The sequence below is a fragment of the Streptomyces sp. NPDC049915 genome, assembly GCF_040656475.1.
GTDB lineage: Bacteria > Actinomycetota > Actinomycetes > Streptomycetales > Streptomycetaceae > Streptomyces.
In genome coordinates this window covers 444,274-462,374 of record NZ_JBFAMH010000005.1, presented here as the reverse complement: position 1 = coordinate 462,374, position 18,101 = coordinate 444,274, and the positions used below count along the sequence as shown (strand labels likewise).

General features: G+C 72.7%; 16 protein-coding genes and 2 tRNA genes. 10 read left to right on the top strand and 8 right to left on the bottom strand.

The window, feature by feature from the left end:
- Positions 1-66 precede the first annotated feature (66 nt).
- Positions 67-534: a MarR family transcriptional regulator gene (locus tag AB0J12_RS11955; protein ID WP_363264128.1), complete on the top strand. Its 468-nt coding sequence runs from the start codon at positions 67-69 to the stop codon at positions 532-534.
- Between the two features lie 98 nt (positions 535-632).
- Here AB0J12_RS11955 and AB0J12_RS11950 read toward each other — a convergent pair whose 3' ends face one another.
- Positions 633-1,715, bottom strand: coding sequence for a DUF3048 domain-containing protein (locus tag AB0J12_RS11950; protein ID WP_363264127.1), 1,083 nt, complete (start codon positions 1,713-1,715; stop codon positions 633-635).
- Positions 1,716-1,900: 185 nt separating this feature from the next.
- Here AB0J12_RS11950 and AB0J12_RS11945 point away from each other — a divergent pair, with 185 nt between their 5' ends.
- Positions 1,901-3,091, top strand: coding sequence for a zinc-dependent alcohol dehydrogenase (locus AB0J12_RS11945; RefSeq protein WP_363264126.1), 1,191 nt, complete (start codon positions 1,901-1,903; stop codon positions 3,089-3,091).
- A gap of 65 nt (positions 3,092-3,156) precedes the next feature.
- On the opposite strand, the gene AB0J12_RS11940 is transcribed toward AB0J12_RS11945, so the two are convergent.
- The gene (locus AB0J12_RS11940; protein ID WP_363264125.1) at positions 3,157-4,221 is read right to left on the bottom strand and encodes an ATP-dependent DNA ligase; all 1,065 of its coding nucleotides are present in this window, start codon (positions 4,219-4,221) and stop codon (positions 3,157-3,159) included.
- Between the two features lie 522 nt (positions 4,222-4,743).
- On the opposite strand from AB0J12_RS11940, the gene ligD reads away from it, so the two are divergent.
- Both ligD and AB0J12_RS11930 read left to right on the top strand, forming a co-directional pair.
- Positions 4,744-5,784, top strand: a complete 1,041-nt coding sequence (ligD, locus tag AB0J12_RS11935) for a non-homologous end-joining DNA ligase (RefSeq protein WP_363264124.1) — start codon at positions 4,744-4,746, stop codon at positions 5,782-5,784.
- 123 nt (positions 5,785-5,907) lie between these two features.
- Positions 5,908-6,951, top strand: coding sequence for a LacI family DNA-binding transcriptional regulator (locus tag AB0J12_RS11930; protein ID WP_363264123.1), 1,044 nt, complete (start codon positions 5,908-5,910; stop codon positions 6,949-6,951).
- A 36-nt stretch (positions 6,952-6,987) separates the two neighbouring features.
- On the opposite strand, the gene AB0J12_RS11925 is transcribed toward AB0J12_RS11930, so the two are convergent.
- A complete protein-coding gene (locus AB0J12_RS11925; protein WP_363264122.1) occupies positions 6,988-7,773 on the bottom strand; it encodes a VOC family protein in 786 nt (261 codons plus the stop codon).
- Positions 7,774-7,972: 199 nt separating this feature from the next.
- Here AB0J12_RS11925 and AB0J12_RS11920 point away from each other — a divergent pair, with 199 nt between their 5' ends.
- From AB0J12_RS11920 to AB0J12_RS11905, 4 genes are all read left to right on the top strand, one after another.
- Positions 7,973-8,218 (top strand): WhiB family transcriptional regulator, encoded by a 246-nt coding sequence (locus tag AB0J12_RS11920; RefSeq protein ID WP_363264121.1) that lies wholly within the window; start codon positions 7,973-7,975, stop codon positions 8,216-8,218.
- Positions 8,219-8,315: 97 nt separating this feature from the next.
- A tRNA-Cys gene (locus tag AB0J12_RS11915) sits at positions 8,316-8,386 on the top strand.
- Positions 8,387-8,395: 9 nt separating this feature from the next.
- Positions 8,396-8,467: transfer RNA gene (locus AB0J12_RS11910), tRNA-Ala, on the top strand.
- A gap of 28 nt (positions 8,468-8,495) precedes the next feature.
- Positions 8,496-8,843, top strand: a complete 348-nt coding sequence (locus AB0J12_RS11905; RefSeq protein ID WP_363264120.1) for a hypothetical protein — start codon at positions 8,496-8,498, stop codon at positions 8,841-8,843.
- On the opposite strand, the gene AB0J12_RS11900 is transcribed toward AB0J12_RS11905, so the two are convergent.
- The 4 genes from AB0J12_RS11900 to AB0J12_RS11885 all read right to left on the bottom strand — a co-directional run bounded on the left by AB0J12_RS11900 (position 8,753) and on the right by AB0J12_RS11885 (position 15,096).
- Positions 8,753-9,727 (bottom strand): acyl-ACP desaturase, encoded by a 975-nt coding sequence (locus tag AB0J12_RS11900; RefSeq protein WP_363264119.1) that lies wholly within the window; start codon positions 9,725-9,727, stop codon positions 8,753-8,755. The two genes, AB0J12_RS11905 and AB0J12_RS11900, sit on opposite strands and share 91 nt — an antisense overlap.
- A 214-nt stretch (positions 9,728-9,941) precedes the next feature.
- Positions 9,942-10,718 (bottom strand): dimethylargininase, encoded by a 777-nt coding sequence (ddaH, locus tag AB0J12_RS11895; protein WP_363264118.1) that lies wholly within the window; start codon positions 10,716-10,718, stop codon positions 9,942-9,944.
- A 489-nt stretch (positions 10,719-11,207) separates the two neighbouring features.
- The gene (locus AB0J12_RS11890; protein WP_363264117.1) at positions 11,208-13,463 is read right to left on the bottom strand and encodes an excinuclease ABC subunit UvrA; all 2,256 of its coding nucleotides are present in this window, start codon (positions 13,461-13,463) and stop codon (positions 11,208-11,210) included.
- 10 nt (positions 13,464-13,473) lie between these two features.
- Positions 13,474-15,096: an ABC-F family ATP-binding cassette domain-containing protein gene (locus tag AB0J12_RS11885; RefSeq protein ID WP_363264116.1), complete on the bottom strand. Its 1,623-nt coding sequence runs from the start codon at positions 15,094-15,096 to the stop codon at positions 13,474-13,476.
- A gap of 351 nt (positions 15,097-15,447) precedes the next feature.
- Between AB0J12_RS11885 and AB0J12_RS11880 the strand changes: the two genes are divergently transcribed.
- Positions 15,448-16,287, top strand: coding sequence for an isocitrate lyase/phosphoenolpyruvate mutase family protein (locus AB0J12_RS11880; RefSeq protein WP_363264115.1), 840 nt, complete (start codon positions 15,448-15,450; stop codon positions 16,285-16,287).
- An 18-nt stretch (positions 16,288-16,305) separates the two neighbouring features.
- Here the strand turns inward: AB0J12_RS11880 and AB0J12_RS11875 are convergent, their stop codons facing one another.
- Positions 16,306-16,722: an SsgA family sporulation/cell division regulator gene (locus tag AB0J12_RS11875; protein ID WP_363264114.1), complete on the bottom strand. Its 417-nt coding sequence runs from the start codon at positions 16,720-16,722 to the stop codon at positions 16,306-16,308.
- Positions 16,723-17,022: 300 nt separating this feature from the next.
- On the opposite strand from AB0J12_RS11875, the gene AB0J12_RS11870 reads away from it, so the two are divergent.
- Positions 17,023-18,090 carry an oxidoreductase gene (locus AB0J12_RS11870; RefSeq protein WP_363264113.1) on the top strand — a complete coding sequence of 356 codons (1,068 nt, stop codon included), beginning with the start codon at positions 17,023-17,025 and terminating at the stop codon, positions 18,088-18,090.
- Positions 18,091-18,101 lie beyond the last annotated feature (11 nt).

Here is an 18,101-nt window from a genome sequence, read left to right as displayed (position 1 = left end):
CGAAGACAGGAGGAGTGTGTCCGGGTATCGTTCAGTGCACCAACGAAAACGACCACGGGAGCGCACATGGCCGCGGTGGACCTCTCGACGCACCCCGGGCACCTCGCCCGGCGGCTCCAGCAGGCCCACTACCTGCTCTGGAACACCATGGTCTCGGAGGAGATCACCTCACCGCAGTTCGCGGTGCTCAACGCGCTCGTCGGCGAGCCGGGGCTCGACCAGCGCACGGTGGGGGAGCGGGTGGGCCTCGACCGCTCCACGATCGCCGAGGTGATCAGCCGGCTCGGCCGCCGCGGTCTGATCGACAAGGTGCGCGACCCGCAGGACGGCCGCCGCTCCCTGCTCCGTCCGACCGACGAGGGCCTGCGCACCCACCGCAAGCTGACCGTCCGCACGGCGCGGATGAACCAGGTCTTCCTCGCGCCCCTGTCCGCCGAGGAGCAGACCCGGTTCCTGGACCTGATCCGCCGCGTCGCCGACGCGGCGGAGGGGCTGCGCAACCCCGCGGAGCCGATCGCCGCCTCGCGGAGCTGACCGGCGCGGGGTGCAGGGCTGGCGGGCGAGGCGTCGCGGAGCTGACCGGTGAGGCCTCGCAGAGCCGGCCGGCGAGGGGAGGTGCCGGGGCGTACCGGTCAGGCGGCCTTGGCGAGGACCACCCAGACCTGGCCCTGGGCGAAGGTCATCGGCTTCCCGTCGTTCGTCTCGAAGCGCGTGCCCTCCGTGGCCGTGGGGCGCTTCCAGGTGGCCCGGTAGGCCCGCCCGTCCCGCATCACCGTCGCCGCCCCCGCGCCGACCGTCTCCGTGTACGGCGTGGCGTGGCCGAGGAAGTCGTGGAATCGGGACGGGTGCACCTTGACGTACTGCACGACGACCGTCGCCGGTGCCATCGGTCCCGCGTCGGTCGTCACGGCGGGCGTGCCGTCCATGGCGACCAGGTAGCGGTGCCGGCCCGGGGACCAGGTGAACGTGAAACTGGCGAGCGGGTAGCGCACGGTGCGCGACGCCGACGGGTGCCCGCCCTCGGGCGCCGCGCCGAAGCGGAAGCCGGTGGTCAGCGCCGCCGCGCCGGGCTCGCGGCTCAGCAGGGCGCGCGGGCGCAGGAAGAGGTTGTGCGGGGCGGGGCGGTCGGCGCCACGTTCGAAGGCGCCCCTCGTGTGGCCCGGGGTCTCCGCCCGCAGCGGGGCCCGGTCGATCAGCGGCAGCAGTTTGCTCTGGGCGCCGGAGAAGGCGAGGGTGGGCCGGTCGAACTGGCGCAGCAGCTCAAGGTCCGACTCGCGGGCGCTGCGCACCGGGCCCACCACGGACGGGACCGCGGTCGCGTACACCGCCATCAGCCGGCTCAGCCCGCCCTCGACCTGCTCGACGTAGACGATGTCCGCGGCGTTGAGGCCGGTCTGCGGCCGGGCCGCCTGCGAGTTGTCGATCTTCACCGCGATCACGGAACCCGGGGCGGTCCGCTGACCGCTCGGCGAGGGTCCCGAGATCTGGCCGCTGGGCGTGGGTCCGGTCCCGTGGCTCGGTGTGGGTCTTGTTTCCTGCCCGGTCGGCGAGGGTGCCGTCGCCGTCCCGCGGCCGTGATCGCGCCCGTCGTCGACCGCATCGCGCCCCGTGGTGCAGCCCGCGGCCGACGCGATCGTCAGCGTGACGGCCAGGAACGCCGTCGTCGTCACCGCGCGCCGTGCGCGCGCCCCACGTCCTCTGCCCACCGTCGCCACCCGCCCAGCTCGGTCATTGATGGTCCGCTTATCGGATCATCACTGGACATACCCGGTTGTCCTCCCTCGGTCGGTCCGGCTCGGCCGATCGGCTCAGCGGAACCGCCCCCAACGGTTCGCCGGGGGCCGTCCGGGTACCCGGACGCAGTTCCGGATGCGCACACACGGCGGAGGGAGCCGGCGCGATGAAGGCAGTGACGTGGCAGGGCAAGCGGGACGTGCGGGTGGAGACGGTGCCCGATCCGACGATCCAGGAACCCACCGACGCCGTCATCCGCGTCACCTCCTCCGGGCTGTGCGGCTCCGACCTGCATCTGTACGAGGTGCTGACCGCGTTCATGACGCCCGGCGACATCCTCGGCCACGAACCGATCGGCATCGTCGAGGAGGTCGGCGCCGGAGTGCCGGACCTGATGGCCGGCGACCGGGTCGTGGTGCCGTTCCAGATCGCCTGCGGCGACTGCTGGATGTGCCTGAACGGGCTGCCCACCCAGTGCGAGACCACCCAGGTCTCCGCCGAGGGCATGGGCGCCGCCCTCTTCGGATACACCCGCCTGTACGGCTCGGTACCCGGCGCGCAGGCCGAGTATCTGCGCGTCCCGCAGGCCCAGTTCGGTCCCATCAAGATCCCCGAGGGGCCGCCCGACGACCGCTTCGTCTACCTCTCCGACGTGCTGCCCACGGCGTGGCAGGCCGTCGCCTACGCCGACATCCCGCAGGGCGGGAGCGTCGCCGTGCTCGGGCTCGGCCCGATCGGCGACATGGCCTGCCGTGTCGCCCAGGTGCGCGGCGCCGGACGGGTGTTCGGGGTGGACCGGGTCCCGGAGCGGCTGCGCCGGGCGAAGGACCGCGGGGTGGAGACCTTCGACGTGAGCAGCTTCGACAACGAGAAGGAGCTGGTCACCGCCATCCGCGACCAGACCGACGGGCGCGGACCCGACGCCGTGATCGATGCGGTGGGCACCGAGGCGCACGGCAACGCGCTCGCCAAGCTGGCCCAGCAGGCCACCTCGTCGATGCCGCGCAAGCTGGTCAGCCCGCTCATGGAGCGCTTCAGCATCGACCGGCTCGCGGCCCTGCACACGGCCATCGAACTGGTCCGCCGCGGCGGCACGCTCTCCCTGGTCGGCGTCTACGGCGGCATGGCCGACCCGATGCCGATGCTGACCCTGTTCGACAAGCAGATCCAGGTCCGCATGGGTCAGGCCAATGTGCGCCGCTGGAGCGACGAGATCCTGCCGTATCTCACCGACGAGGACCCCCTCGGCGTCGACGACTTCGCCACCCACCGGCTGCCGCTGGACGAGGCGCCGCACGCCTACGAGATGTTCCAGAAGAAGCAGGACGGCGCGGTGAAGATCCTGATGCAGCCGTGAGCGCGCGGGCGTTCTCCTGCGCGGGCGGTGGGTGAGGGTGTGCGCACCCCTACGCGCGCGGGCGGTCACTCGCCGAGGACCTCCGCGAGGTCGTAGCGCACCGGCTCCTGCAACTGCGCGTAAGTGCAGCTCTCCGGGGTCCGGTCCGGGCGCCAGCGGCGGAAACGGGCGGTGTGCCGAAAGCGCGCCCCGTGCTCCATGTGGTCGTACGCCACCTCCACCACCCGTTCCGGCCGCAGCGGGACCCAGGACAGGTCCTTCTTGCCCGACCAGCGGCTCGGCGCCCCCGGCAGCTGCGCCGTCTCGTGGGCGGCCTCCTCGGACCAGGCGGCCCACGGATGGCCCGCGACGTCGTCCATGCGCAGCGGCTCCAGCTCCTCCACCAGCTCGGCGCGCTTCTTCATCGAGAACGCCGCCGACACGCCCACGTGCTGCAGCGCGCCCTTGTCGTCGTAGAGGCCGAGCAGCAGGGAGCCCACGACCGGCCCCGACTTGTGGAAGCGGTAACCGGCGACCACGACGTCCGCCGTCCGCTCGTGCTTGATCTTGAACATGGCGCGCTCGTCCTGGAGATACCGCAGAGAGAGCGGCTTCGCGATCACTCCGTCCAGGCCCGCCCCCTCGAACTCCTCGAACCACCGCTCGGCCACCTCGATGTCCGTCGTCGCCGGAGCCACGTGCACCGGGGGCGTCGCACCGGCCAGCGCCCCGGTCAGCAGCGCCCGCCGGTCGGTCAGCGGCACGCCGGTCACCGACTCGTCGTCCAGCGCCAGTACGTCGAACGCCACGAAGGAGGACGGGGTCCTCTCCGCCAGCATCCGCACCCGTGAGTCGGCGGGGTGGATGCGCTCGGTGAGCGCGTCGAAGTCCAGCCGGCCCTCCAGGGCGATCACGATCTCCCCGTCCAGCACGCACCGCTCGGGCACCCGCTCCTTCAGTGCCGCAACCAGCTCGGGGAAGTACCTGGTCAGCGGTTTGCCGGTCCGGCTGCCCAGCTCGACCTCGTCCCCGTCGCGGAACACGATCGCGCGGAACCCGTCCCACTTCGCCTCGTACTGCATACCGGGCGGGATCTTCGCGACGGACTTGGCGAGCATCGGCTTCACGGGCGGCATGACGGGCAGGTCCATGCATCGACTGTACGATTCGTCGCCAATGTCCGCCCGGTGCATGCTGGATGGCATGGCCGGTCGCGACGACTTCCTGAGGCGGGTCACGACAGCGCTGTACGAGGCGGAACTCGCGCTGCACCACGGCGACGCAAGGCCCCGTCGGGGGCTCTGGTCGCGGGGGGCGTGAGCGTCCTCGGGGCGTGGCGCGACGCCCACGGCCGGGACGAGAACGACCGCCTCTTCGCCGCCCTCGCCCGGTCCTTCTCCGACTGCACGTCGTACACCTTCGAACTGCAGGCCTGCGACGTCACGGGCGACATGGCGTACACGGCGGCCCTCGAGCAGGCCTGGCGTCCACGTCGACGGGCAGCCGCGCACGTACACCCTGCGGGTCACCCAGGTGTACCGCCGCGAGGGCGGCGAGTGGAGGGTCGCTCACCGGCACGGCGACACGGTGACCGAGTGACACCCCGGGTGCACCATCCGGCCAGGTGATTCATCCGGTATGCGAAGTTTGCGTGCTGCGCCTACCGTGGCCGCATGGGTGACGCGGTGGAACTCGAAGCGGGCGGCAGGACCGTACGGCTGTCCAACCCCGGCAAGGTCTTCTTCCCGGAGCGCGGCTTCACCAAGCTGGACCTCGCCCGCTACTACCAGGCCGTCGGCCCCGGCATCCTGCGCGCCCTGCGCAACCGGCCCACCACGCTCGAGCGCTACCCGGACGGCGTGACCGGCGAGTGGTTCTACCAGAAACGCGCCCCCAAGAACATGCCGGACTGGATCCCCACCGCCCACATCACCTTCCCCAGCGGCCGCAGCGCCGACGAGATGTGCCCCACGGAGGAGGCCGCCGTGCTGTGGGCCGCCCAGTACGGCACGCTCACCTTCCACCCCTGGCCGGTACGCCGCGACGACGTCGACCGCCCCGACGAACTGCGCATCGACCTCGATCCGCAGCCCGGCACCGACTACGACGACGCCGCCCGCGCCGCCCACGAACTGCGCGCCGTCCTCGACGAGTTCGGCGGACTGCGCGGCTTCCCGAAGACCTCCGGCGGCCGCGGCCTGCACGTCTTCGTGCCCATCGAACCGCGCTGGACCTTCACCCAGGTGCGCCGCGCCGCGATCGCCGTGGGCCGGGAGATGGAGCGCCGGATGCCCGAGCAGGTCACCATCAAGTGGTGGAAGGAGGAGCGCGGCGAGCGCATCTTCATCGACTACAACCAGACCGCCCGCGACCGCACCATCGCCTCCGCCTACTCCGTACGGCCCCGCCCGCACGCCCCCGTCTCGGCGCCCCTGCGCTGGGAGGAGGTCGGTGTCGCCCACCCGCGCGACTTCGACCTCGTGACGATGCCGGCCCGCTTCGCCGAACTCGGCGACGTACACGCCGACATGGACGACCACCGCTACTCCCTCCAGGCGCTGCTCGACCTGGCGACGAAGGACGAACACGACCACGGCCTCGGCGACCTGCCCTACCCGCCGGAGTACCCGAAGATGCCGGGCGAGCCCAAGCGGGTCCAGCCGAGCCGCGCCCGCCGCGTCCAGCCCACGGACGAGGCGGACACACCGTCCTAGGCGGCCCCACGGCCGGCCCCCCACCTCGGTCGCCCGGTCCGCGGACGCACACGGGACGCGCCCTGCGCCGGCGCCGTTCACCGGGGCTATCCTGGGCCGCACCCCGCCGCCGAGGAGCCCGACGTGACCCAGACAGCTCCGCGCCCCACGCTGGAGGCCGTCGCCGCCCGGGCCGGTGTGTCCCGGGCGACGGTGTCCCGGGTGGTCAACGGCGGCGACGGGGTCAGACCGCACCTCGTGGAGCGCGTCCGGCGCGCCGTCGACGAGCTCGGCTACGTCCCCAATCAGGCCGCCCGCAGCCTGGTGACCCGGCGGCACGACGCCGTCGCCGTCGTCATCGCCGAACCCGAGACCCGCGTCTTCGCCGACCCCTTCTTCGCGCTGCAACTGCGCGGCATCAGCCGGGAGCTGACCGCCCACGACAACCAGCTCGTCCTGCTGCTCACCGAGGGACGGGACGACCACGCGCGCGTCGCCCGGTACCTCGCCGGCGGCCATGTCGACGGGGCGCTCGTCTTCTCGCTGCACCTCGACGATCCGCTGCCCGGCCTGATCCACGACGCCGGCGTCCCCACGGTGTTCGGCGGCCGCCCGGGCTGGCGCGACGGCGACCGCAGCGCCTCCTACGTCGACAGCGACAACCGGGGCGGCGCCCGCGAGGCCGTCCGCCATCTCCTCGCCCTCGGCCGCGGCCGCGTCGCGCACATCACCGGACCCCTCGACCAGACGTCGGCGGCGGACCGGCTCGACGGCTACCGGGACGCCCTGGGCGACCCCGAACCGTCCCTGGTCGCCGAGGGAGACTTCACCGCGGCCGGCGGCGAGCGCGCCATGCGCACGCTGCTGCACCGCCGCCCCGACCTGGACGCCGTCTTCGCCGGCAATGACCTCAGCGCCGCCGGCGCGCTGCGCGTCCTGCGCGAGCACGGACGGCGCGTCCCCGACGACGTCGCCGTCATCGGCTTCGACGACATGGTCACCGTCGCCGAGCAGACCGACCCGCCGCTGACCACGGTCCGTCAGGACATCGAGGAGATGGGCCGGCTCATGGCCCGCCTGCTGCTGGGCGGCCTGGACGGCGACGGTGCCGCGGCGCAGCACGGCGCGGTGGGCGGGCCGCCCGGCGTCGTGCTGCCCACGACCCTGGTGCGCCGCGCGTCGGCGTAGGCAGGCCCGGCGTTCGCGGGAGCGCGGCGCGGGCCGTCACTCCTGCCGCGGGGCGCTCTTGATCACCGCGAACCGGGCCCCGTACGGATCGGCGAGCCGGGCCATCCGGCCGACGCCCTCCACATCCATGGCCGGCACCCGGACCGTGCCGCCCAGCTGCTCCGCCGTGGCGACGACCGTGTCCACGTCGGGCACCTCGAAGTAGGGCAGCCAGTGCGCCTCCGTCTCCGCCGGGTCGTCCGCCAGGGCCACGATCCCGCCGAACATGGCGTCCTCGCCGCCCTCGGCCGGATTGACGCAGGTGTACGTGCCGCCGGGGAAGGGCACCGCCGAGGTCTCCAGGCCCAGCACCGAGTGGTAGAAGGCGGCCGCCGCGGCGATGTCCGCCGTGTACAGCTCGACCCAGGTCAGTGAACGGCTGTCACCGGCCACGTCGACGCCTTTCGTACGGCCCGGCTGCCAGATGCCGAACCGGGCCCCGGCCGGGTCGGCGAGGACGGCCATGGTGCCCTCGCCCATCACGTCCATGGGCCGGAACGGCACGCTGCCGTGCGCCTGCTCGGCGGCCTTCGCGGTGTCCTCGGCGTTCCCGCTGCGGAAATACACCGTCCAGGCCGGCGGGCCCTGCTCCGGTGTGACCTGCATACCGCCGGCCACGGTCTGCCCGTCCAGCTGGAAGAAGCCGTAGCCGCCGGCGTCGGGGCCCGCCGACTGGAACCGCCAGCCGAAGAGGGCGCCGTAGAAGCGCGTGGCGCCCTCGATGTCGGCCGTGCCGACGTCGAGCCAGTTCGGAGCGCCGTTGACGAAACGGGTGGTGAGCATCGTCACCCTCCTTCGAAGGTCCCGTTGTCTGCTCTGCCGAGTCTTGCACCGGCCACTGACAATCGCCGCCGCAACACGGTCCCGCGCGCCGCCGTGCGCGCCACCGGTGGCGGGGGCATCATCGGGTGGCCGGAGGCCCGGGGGAGGCGTTGATCCGGCGTTGATCGAACGTTTTGCGCCGCCCGGCACGCTCTCGGCCATGTACATCGAGACGATCGACATGCCCGACCTCGCCTGGCAGGAGGAGGCGCTGTGCGCGCAGACCGGAGGCGACTTCTTCTTCCCCGAGCCCGGCAGCTCCGTCCGCGAGGCCAAGCAGATCTGTGCCCTGTGCCCGATCCGCTCCGCCTGCCTGGACCACGCCCTGGACAACGACGAGCGCTTCGGCGTCTGGGGCGGCCTGTCCGAGAAGGAACGCCAGGCCCTGCGCCGCACCGCCCCGTGACCGCCCCAGCCGGTCACCACCCTGCACGCCCCCGTCGCGGGAATCGAAAACCGGTACGGCTCGCGGGGGGCCGTACCGCTAAGATCCACGGGCGCGCCCGGACGTAGCGCAGAGGCAGTCGCACGCCATGCACCGGCGCACACGCCGGTTCGAATCCGGTCGTCCGGACGCGTGCGCGGTCCCGTGGAGCAGAGGCAGACTCGCCGCCTTTGCAAGGCGGATACGCCGGTTCGAATCCGGTCGGGACCACTGCCGGGCACGGACACGGGGCGGGGACATGAACGAGGCGGCCGAGACGGTCACCCAGGCGGAGCTGGCGGCCTTCCACCAGGTGGTGGGCAAGCTGCGCGCCCTGCCCGCCGACGATCCCGTCCGGCTGCGGGCCGAGCAGGTCGCCGCCTCCTTCGCCCGCGACGGCCGGCTGCGGCGCCGCAAGGCACGCGGCGAGCGCCCGCCGGCGCCGGACCGCCGCTCCGCACGGGGCACCGGCGACCGGCGACCCGGCGCCCGCCGGCTCGCCGGTCGCGCCGAGCGTCAGGCGCTCGCGCGCGCCGCCAACCGCGCCCGGCGCGCCGCCAGCTTCTCGTCGAACTTCGTCGCCTCGTCGTTCAGGCCGCCCATGTAGAGGCCGAGTTCCTCCTGGGCCTGCAGGCCCTCGGGGCCGAGGCCGTCGATCTCCAGTACCTTCAGGTGGCGCAGCACGGGCTGGAGCACGTCGTCGTGGTGGATGCGCAGGTTGTACACGCCGCCGATCGCCATCTGCGCCGCGGCCCGCTCGAAGCCGGGGATGCTGTGGCCGGGCATGCGGAAGTTGACCACCACGTCCCGCACCGCCTGCATGGTGAGGTCCGGCGCTATCTCGAAGGCCGCCTTGAGCAGGTTGCGGTAGAAGATCATGTGCAGGTTCTCGTCGGTCGCGATGCGCGCCAGCATGCGGTCGCACACCGGGTCACCGGACTGGTGGCCGGTGTTGCGGTGCGAGATGCGGGTGGCCAGCTCCTGGAAGGCGACGTAGGCGACCGAGTGCAGCATCGAGTGCCGGTTGTCGGACTCGAAGCCCTCGCTCATGTGCGCCATGCGGAACTGCTCCAGCTTGTCCGGGTCCACCGCGCGCGAGGCGAGCAGGTAGTCCCGCATCACGATGCCGTGCCGGCCCTCCTCGGCGGTCCAGCGGTGCACCCAGGTGCCCCAGGCGCCGTCCCGGCCGAAGAGCGTGGCGATCTCGTGGTGGTAGCTCGGCAGGTTGTCCTCGGTCAGGAGGTTCACCACGAGCGCGATGCGGCCGATCTCGGTGACCTTGGACTGCTCCTTGTCCCAGGCCTCGCCGTCCTCGAAGAAGCCGGGGAAGTTGCGGCCGTCGCTCCACGGCACGTACTCGTGGGGCATCCAGTCCTTGGCGACCTGCAGATGCCGGTTCAGTTCCTTCTCGACCACTTCCTCGAGTGCGTACAGCAGCCGGGCGTCGGTCCAGGCGGCGGAACTGCCGAGGTGGGACGAGATAACAGTCACGGGTACTCCAGGGGGACGTAACGGAGCGGAAGCCTCCGGCGGTGCGGCGCCGGAACTTACGGAATCGTAGGCTACGAGTCCGTAGGTTACGTAACCGTAGGTTAAGGACGTCGTAAACACTGCTGATCAGCCCAGCCGGCCCCGGCCCGCCGGAGAGACGTCACGGCCCCGGAATCCGCAGATCCCGGGGCCGAACGGGTGAGGATGCCGCCCGTCAGGCGTACAGCTCCCGCAGCCGTACCGAGAGGCACGTCACACAGCCCTCGAGCTTCTCGAACTCGCTGATGTCCACCGCGACCACCTCGAAGCCGAGGTCGGTGAGCAGGTCCGCGGTCCGCGGCGCGCTCGCCGCCATCAGAAGCTTCGCGCCGCCGAGCAGCACCACGTGCGCCCCGGACTCCTCCGGCACCGACAGGAACCGCGGGAACAGCGCCGGCCGGTCCACCTTCGGAATGTGCCCGATCACTGTGCCGTCCGGCAGCGCGGTCACCGCCGACTTCAGATGCAGCACCTTGCTCACCGGTACGGCGACCACGCGCGCGCCCAGCGGCTCGAAGGCGGCCCTCAGCTGCTGCACCCCGGCCGCGTTGGTACGCCCGCCCCGGCCCACGTAGATCGTGTCGTCGATCTTGAGCACGTCGCCGCCGTCCAACGTGCCCGGCTCCCAGATCCAGTTCACCGAGCAGCCGAGCCGCGCCACGGCCTCCTCGACGCCGACGGTCTCCGGCCGGCGGGACTCGGCGCCGGGGCGGGTGATGAGCGCGACGTTCTTGTACATGACCACCGTGTCCTCGACGAACACCGAGTCGGGGCAGTCGTCGGCCGGGTCGACCTCGATCGCGTCCCAGCCGTGCGCGCGCAGGGCGGCGACGTACGCCTCCCACTGCTCGACCGCCAGCTCGGCGTCGACCTTCTCCCGCGCGATGTGCGTCACCAGACCTTCGGCGAGGCGGGGGCTGGGGCGGCGGACGAGGGCCTTCTTGCTGGGCACGAGCGTGGTCTCCGTATCGGCGGGTGGTTCCTGGGGTCATCATGCGGCACCGGTCCGCCATGATGCAGGGCGAGGCGTACTCGGCGAAACCCCGGGTGGGGAGGGGTTACCAGGGCGTAACCCCGGAGGCGCACAGAGCGCGCCGCGCCCCGCCGCCACGGCTGGCCGAGGAGCAGGGCCGCCCCGGCAGTCCCCGGACCGCCCCACGACCGCCCCCGAGCCGTCTCCCCCCGCCGCGGCCTCCCGGGCGGCCCTGGGCCGCCTCTGCCGCCGTGGCCCGCCTGAGCCGACCCTCGGCCGTCTCTGGCCGCACACGGGCCGTCTCCGGCCGTCCGAACCGCCCCCGGCCCGGGGCGCGCGGTTCCGACGGAGACGCGGTCAGCCCGCACCGACGTCACCCCCGCCATTCAGCCCGCACCGACGTCGCCCCCGCCGTTCAGCCCGCGCCCATGATGTCCCCGCCGTCAGCCCACACCCATGGCGCCGCCCTCAGCCCGTCGCCCGGCGCAGGTACTCCGCCGTGACCGAGGTCCGGTCGGTGAGCAGTTGCCGTGGGGTGCCCTCGAAGAGGACCCGGCCGCCGTCCCGGCCCCCGTCCGGGCCCAGGTCGATCACCCAGTCGGCGTGGGCCACCACGTCCATGTCGTGCTCCACCACCACGACCGTGTTGCCGCCGTCCACCAGCCGGTCCAGCAGCGCGAGCAGCCCGTCCACGTCCGCCATGTGCAGGCCGGTCGTCGGCTCGTCCAGCACGTACACCGCGCCGGTGCGGTGCAGCCGGGTCGCGAGCTTCAGCCGCTGCCGTTCGCCGCCGGACAGCGTGGACAGCGGCTGTCCGAGCGCCAGGTAGGTCAGGCCGACGTCGTGCAGGGCGCGCAGCCGTCGCCGCACCGCGCTGTCGCCGAAGAAGCCGAGCGCCTGCTCGGCCGTCATCGCCAGCACGTCGGCGATCGAACGGCCGTCCACCGTCAGCCGCAGCACCTCCTCCCGGAAGCGCCGGCCCCGGCAGTCCGGGCAGGTGGTCGTCACCGGGTCCATGAACGCGAGGTCCGTGTACAGCACCCCGCGCCCCTCGCACGCCGGGCATGCGCCCGTGGAGTTGAAGCTGAACAGCCCCGGCTCACTGTCCGTCGCGCGCGCGAAGATCCGCCGTACCGTGTCCATGATCCCCAGATACGTCGCCGGCGTGGAGCGTGCGGAGATCCCGATCGACGACTGGTCGACCACCACGGCGTTCGGATGCGCGGCGGTGAACTCCCCGACCAGGGTAGACTTTCCCGACCCGGCGACGCCGGTGACCGCGGTCAGCACCCCGGTCGGGAACTCCACCGTCACCTCCCGCAGGTTGTGCCGGCTCGCGCCCTTCACCCACAGCCCGCCGCCCGGCCGCCGCACCCGCGCTTTGAGCGCCGTACGACGGCGCAGACGGCGTCCGGTCGCCGTCGGTGACCCGGCCAGCGCGCGCGGAGGGCCTTCGAACACCACGTGCCCGCCCTCGGTACCGGCTCCGGGACCCATGTCGACGACATGGTCGGCCAGCGCGATGACGTCCCGGTCGTGCTCGACGACGAGCACGGTGTTGCCCTTGTCGCGCAGCCGCAGCAACAGGTCGCCGAGGCGGTGGACGTCGCGCGGGTGCAGCCCGACGCTGGGCTCGTCGAAGATGTACGTCATCCCGGTCAGGCTGGAGCCCAGGTGCCGTACGGTCTTCAGCCGCTGTCCTTCGCCCCCGGACAGCGTCGCCGTCTCCCGGTCGAGGCTGAGGTAGCCGAGGCCGATCGCCTCGATCCGCTCCAGCGCCGTGACGGCGGCCCGGGCGATCGGCGCGGCGAGCGGGTCGTCGTCGAGTTCCCTGAGTACGGCGATGAGGTCGCTGATCTGCATCCGGGTGCAGTCGGCGATGGACCGGCCGCGGATCCGGGTGGCCAGCGCGGCCTCGTTGAGCCGGGCGCCCGCGCAGCGCGGGCAGGTGTCCTCGGTGAGGAAGCGCTCGACCATCTCGCGGGTGCGCGTGCTGAGCGCGGACAGATCCCGGTTCAGGTACAGCCGCTCGAAGCGGTCCGCCAAGCCCTCGTAGTCGATGGCGCGCGATCCGCCGGTGTTGTCGACACTCACGCGCGTGCCGCGCCCGCGCAGCAGGAACTCCCGCTCGGCGTCGGTGAACTCGCCGACCGGTTTGCGCACATCCAGGTCCGCCGTGTTGGTGTACGTCTGCCCCTGCCAGGTGCCCGCGGTGAACGGCGGGAAGAGGATCGCACCGCCGGCGAGGGAACGGGCCGGGTCGAGGATGCGGTCCCAGGCGGGCCGTGCCGTGCGGCCGAGCCCCTGGCACTCGGGGCACATGCCCGCCGGGTCGTTGAAGGAGTACGCCGTCGCCTCGCCGGCGCTCGGGGTACCGCACCGGGAGAACAGCACCCGGATCACCGCGTAGACGTCGGTCATCGTGCCGACGGTGGAGCGTGAGTGGCCGCCGACCGGCCGCTGGTCGACCACGATGGCGGGGGACAGGTCCTCCATGGCGTCCGCGCGCGGGCGTTCGTACCTGGGCAGCCGGTTGCGCACGAACCAGGTGTATGTCTCGTTGAGCTGGCGCTGCGACTCGACGGCGATCGTGTCGAAGACGACCGACGACTTGCCCGATCCCGAAAGGCCGGTGAACACGGTCAGCCGGCCTTTCGGGATGCGCAGGGTGACGTCCTTGAGGTTGTTCTCCCTGGCTCCGGTGAGGGTGATGTAGTCGCGCACGACCCCGACGCTAGGCGGGATACCCGACAGCTTCTGGCGTGATTTCCTTCAGTTCTCCGTCGAGCAGCAGCCAGCGCGTGATGCCGATCGACTGCAGGAACGGCAGGTCGTGGCTGGCCACGATCAGTGCGCCCTGGTACGACTCCAGCGCCGTGGTCAGCTGGTTCACGCTCGCCATGTCGAGGTTGTTCGTCGGCTCGTCCAGCATCAGCAGCTGCGGGGCGGGCTCGGCGAGCATCAGCGCGGCCAGGGCCGCCCGGAAGCGCTCGCCGCCGGACAGCGTGGCCGCCTTCTGGTCGGCGCGTGCGCCCCGGAACAGGAAGCGGGCGAGCCGTGCCCGGATCCGGTTGTTGGTGGCGCCCGGCGCGAACCGGGCCACGTTCTGCGCGACGGTCAGCTCACCGTCCAGGACGTCCAGGCGCTGCGGCAGGAAACGCAGCGGGACGTGCGCCGTCGCCTCGCCCGAGACCGGCGCGAGTTCGCCGGCGATCGTGCGCAGCAGCGTGGTCTTGCCCGCGCCGTTGCGACCGATCAGCGCGATCCGCTCCGGACCGTACAGATCGAAGCCGCCCTCGACACGTGCGCCGTAGGCCAGTGTCAGGTCCCGAAGGGTGAGCACGCCGCGGCCCGCGGGGACGGCGGTGTGCGGCAGGTCGACCCTGATCTCGTCGTCGTCCCGTACGGCCTCCACCGCCTCGTCGAGCCGTTCCCTGGCCTCGGTGAGCTTCTCCTCGTGCAGGAGGCGGTGCTTGCCCGCGGACTCCTGGGCCGCGCGCTTGCGCGCCCCCATGACGATCTTCGGCTCGCGTTTCTGGTCCCACATCTTCTGCCCGTACCGCTTGCGGCGGGCCAGCTTGACCTGGGCGTCGGTCAGTTCGCGCTTCTGCTTGCGCAAGTCGGACTCCGCCACGCGCACCATGCGCTCGGCGGCCTCCTGCTCGACGGCGAGCGCCTCCTCGTAGGCGGAGAAGTTGCCGCCGTACCGGGTGATCTCCCCGCCGCGCAGATCGGCGATCTGGTCGACCCGCTCCAGCAGTTCGCGGTCGTGGCTGACCACGATCATCACACCCGGCCAGGACTCCACGGCCGCGTACAGCCGGCGGCGGGCGTACAGGTCGAGGTTGTTGGTGGGTTCGTCCAGCAGCAGGACCTCCGGCCGGCGCAGCAGCAGCGCGGCCAGCCGCAGCAGGACCGACTCGCCGCCCGACACCTCGCCGATGGTGCGGTCCAACGCGATGTGGCCGAGGCCGAGTTCGCCGAGGGTGGCGAGCGCGCGCTCCTCGACGTCCCAGTCGTCGCCGATGGTCTCGAAGTGTTCGTCGGCGGCGTCACCGGCCTCGATGGCGTGCAGTGCGGCGCGCTGTGCGGCGATGCCGAGCGCCTCGTCGACGCGCAGAGTGGTGTCCAGCGTGACGTTCTGCGGCAGATGGCCGATCTCCCCGGCGACGCGTACGGCACCGTCGGTGGGGGTCAGCTCCCCGGCGATCAGTTTCAACAGGGTGGACTTCCCCGACCCGTTGGCGCCGACCAGTCCGGTGCGGCCGGGACCGAAGGCGGCGTCCAAGCCGTCGAGGACGACCGTGCCGTCCGGCCAGGCGAAGGACAGGGAGGTGCAGGTGAGGGATACAGACATGGGGCCTCGCGGTTGCTCGTGTACGGGAAGCGGGGGCAAACGCGTATCGAGACACCGCGGGACGGCAACCACTGAGGGTCCGGGAAGGCGTCAAAGGGAAAAGCCCTGTGCCCGGGACGGCTCGTATGCCGAGGTCGCACGCACGCAATGCACACCTGACGGGTGTGGCGCGGTGTCTCAGGACCTCAGACGAGCAACGTCCTTCTCCAATCGACGGCAACAGGATCGGTATCCACGGTAAGGGAGCGCATCGGGGCGGTCAACGGAATTAACGGGGCCCCTGCCGGGCAGGCGCGTACGTGTCGGATTTCTGCCGGACGCTGCTCACGCGCGGCTGGTTGAGTGGCCCGTATGACGAACCAGTCCTCCTCGCTGCGCGACAGTGCGCTCGCCTTCCGTGCCCTCCATGTGGCCGGCCGTCCGCTGGTCCTGCCGAACGCCTGGGACACCGCCAGCGCCCGGCTCGTGGAGGACGCCGGTGCCGCCGCGGTGGCCACCACCAGCGCTGGGCTCGCATGGGCCCTCGGCGTGGCCGACGGCGACCGCCTGGAGCGCGATCGGGCCCTCGCCGGCGTCGCCGCGATCTCCGCCGGGGTGCGCGTGCCGGTGACCGCGGACATCGAGAGCGGCTACGCCGCCGCCCCGGAGGGCGTCGCCGACACCGTGCGCGCGGTGCTCGAGGCGGGAGCCGTGGGCGTGAACATCGAGGACGCCGCGCACGGGGAGGGGCCTGGCCCGCTGCGACCGGTCGCCGAGCAGGCCGAGCGGATCGCCGCCGCCCGCGAGGCGGCCGACGCAGCCGGCGTTCCCCTGTTCGTCAACGCCCGCATCGACACGTTCCTGCGTGGCGCCGGTGGAGTGGACAGCACGCTGGAGCGGGCCGCCGCCTATCGCGCCGCCGGAGCCGACGGGATCTTCGTCCCCGGGGCCGTCGACCCGGAGACGATCAAGCTGCTGGCCGACGGCGTCGACCGGCCGCTGAACGTCATGGTGCATCCCGGAGCGCTGCCGGTCGCCGACCTCGCGGCCCTCGGCGTCGCCCGCGTCAGCGCCGGATCCGGTCTCGCTCAGGCCGCGCACGCCGCCGTCCGCCGCGCGGCACGGGAACTGCTCGGCGCCGGCACCTACGAGACGCTGTCCGGAGGGCTCGACTACGGCGAGCTGAACACGCTGCTGGGCCGGAGCGCCTAGCAGACCTGCGGACGCCGCCTAGCAGGCGTCCCGCATCAACTCCGCCAGGCCGTGGTCCAGGTCGAGCTGCAGGTGCTCCAGGCCCACCGGCACCAGCTCGCTCGTGGCCCGCAGGAAGCGCTGGATCTCGCCGGTGCGGACATGGACGACGGCCGTGCCCTCGGGGGCGTGGAACTCCAGGACCGTGCGGTCGAAGCCGTACGGCCGCACCCGGACGTCGCCGTGGCCCTCCGGGCCCTCCAGGCCGGCCGTGAGCAGCTCGCGGGAGAAGGTCCAGCAGACCTCCACGCCTTCCAGCGTGGCCGGCGCGGGGAAGGTCATCCGGACCGCGAACGGGTCCCGGCGGTCGTAGTGCAGCGTGGCGGGGATGTTCGGCATCCGGGGCGCGGCGGCGACGAGACGTGCCTGCACGGGCTGCTCGATGACGGTGGACAACGCCTTGCTCCCTTGTGACGGCTGGACGGCGGACGGACGGCGGGGCGGATGAGGCCGGTCACTTCAAGAGACGTGGGAACCGGCCGATCCGTGCACACTCAGAGCGAGTGACCTCTGTCACCGCCTTCATGCACGGTGCTGTCCGACTGCTTCCGGTGTGCCGGGAAGGTCACTTGTGGCGGGACGCGCTCTGGACGGCACCCGGGCGGTCGGCTAGCTTCGCCCGCCATGACGATCGCGAGGGCCATGAGGAGCAAGGGATCCGAGGGGCGCAACGGGTTCAAAGGGCCCAAGGCGGGCATGAGTCGCAGGACCGTCTCGGGAGCGGTGTGCGCCGCGGTGCTCGCCGCCCTGGCCGCCGCTCCGGCGCAGGCGCACGACGGCGCGCACCGCATGCCCCACTGGGTGCTCAAGAACACCGGTGCGCCCACCGTCCGCTTCCGCGGGCTGGCCGCCGTCGACCGGGACACCGCGTGGGCGGCCGGCAGCGCGGGGACCGTGCTGCGCACCACCGACGGCGGGGCGAGCTGGCGGAACGTCTCCCCGCCCGGCGCCGGCGAACTGCAGTTCCGGGACGTCGAGGCGTTCGACGCGCGCCGCGCCGTCGTCCTGGCGATCGGCGAGGGCGAGGCGTCCCGCGTGTACCGCACCGAGGACGGCGGCACGACCTGGACGGAGTCCTTCCGCAACACCGACCCGAAGGCCTTCTACGACTGCCTGGCCTTCTTCGACCACCGGCACGGCCTGGCGGTGAGCGACCCCGTCGACGGGCGGTTCCGCGCCCTGTCCACCAGCGACGGCGGCCGCTCCTGGACGGTGCTGCCCGCACGCGGCATGCCCGCCGCCCTGGACGGCGAGGCCGGCTTCGCGGCGAGCGGCCAGTGCCTGGTCACCTCCGGACCGAAGGACGTCTGGCTGGCCACCGGCGGAGCCGCCCACGCGCGCGTGTTGCACTCCGCCGACCGCGGCCTGACCTGGACGGCCACCGAGGCACCCGTCCCGGCCGGCGACCCGGCCCGCGGCGTCTTCGCGCTCGCCTTCCGCGACCGCGCCCACGGACTCGCCGTCGGCGGCGACTACCGCCCCGAGCAGCCCTCGCCGCTCGCGGCCGCGGTGACCGCCGACGGCGGCCGCACCTGGCGCCCGGCCGACCGCCCGCCGCCCGCCTACCGCTCCGGCGCCGCCTGGCTCGCGCACAGCCGCCGCGCCGCGCTCGCCGTCGGCCCCACCGGCACCGACCTGACGACGGACGGCGGGCGCACCTGGCGCACCGTCGACACCGGGTCGTACGACACCGTGGACTGCACGGCGGACCGGGCGTGTTGGGCCGCGGGCGAGCAGGGGCGCGTGGCCCGCATGGAGCCCTGAAACAGGCCCCG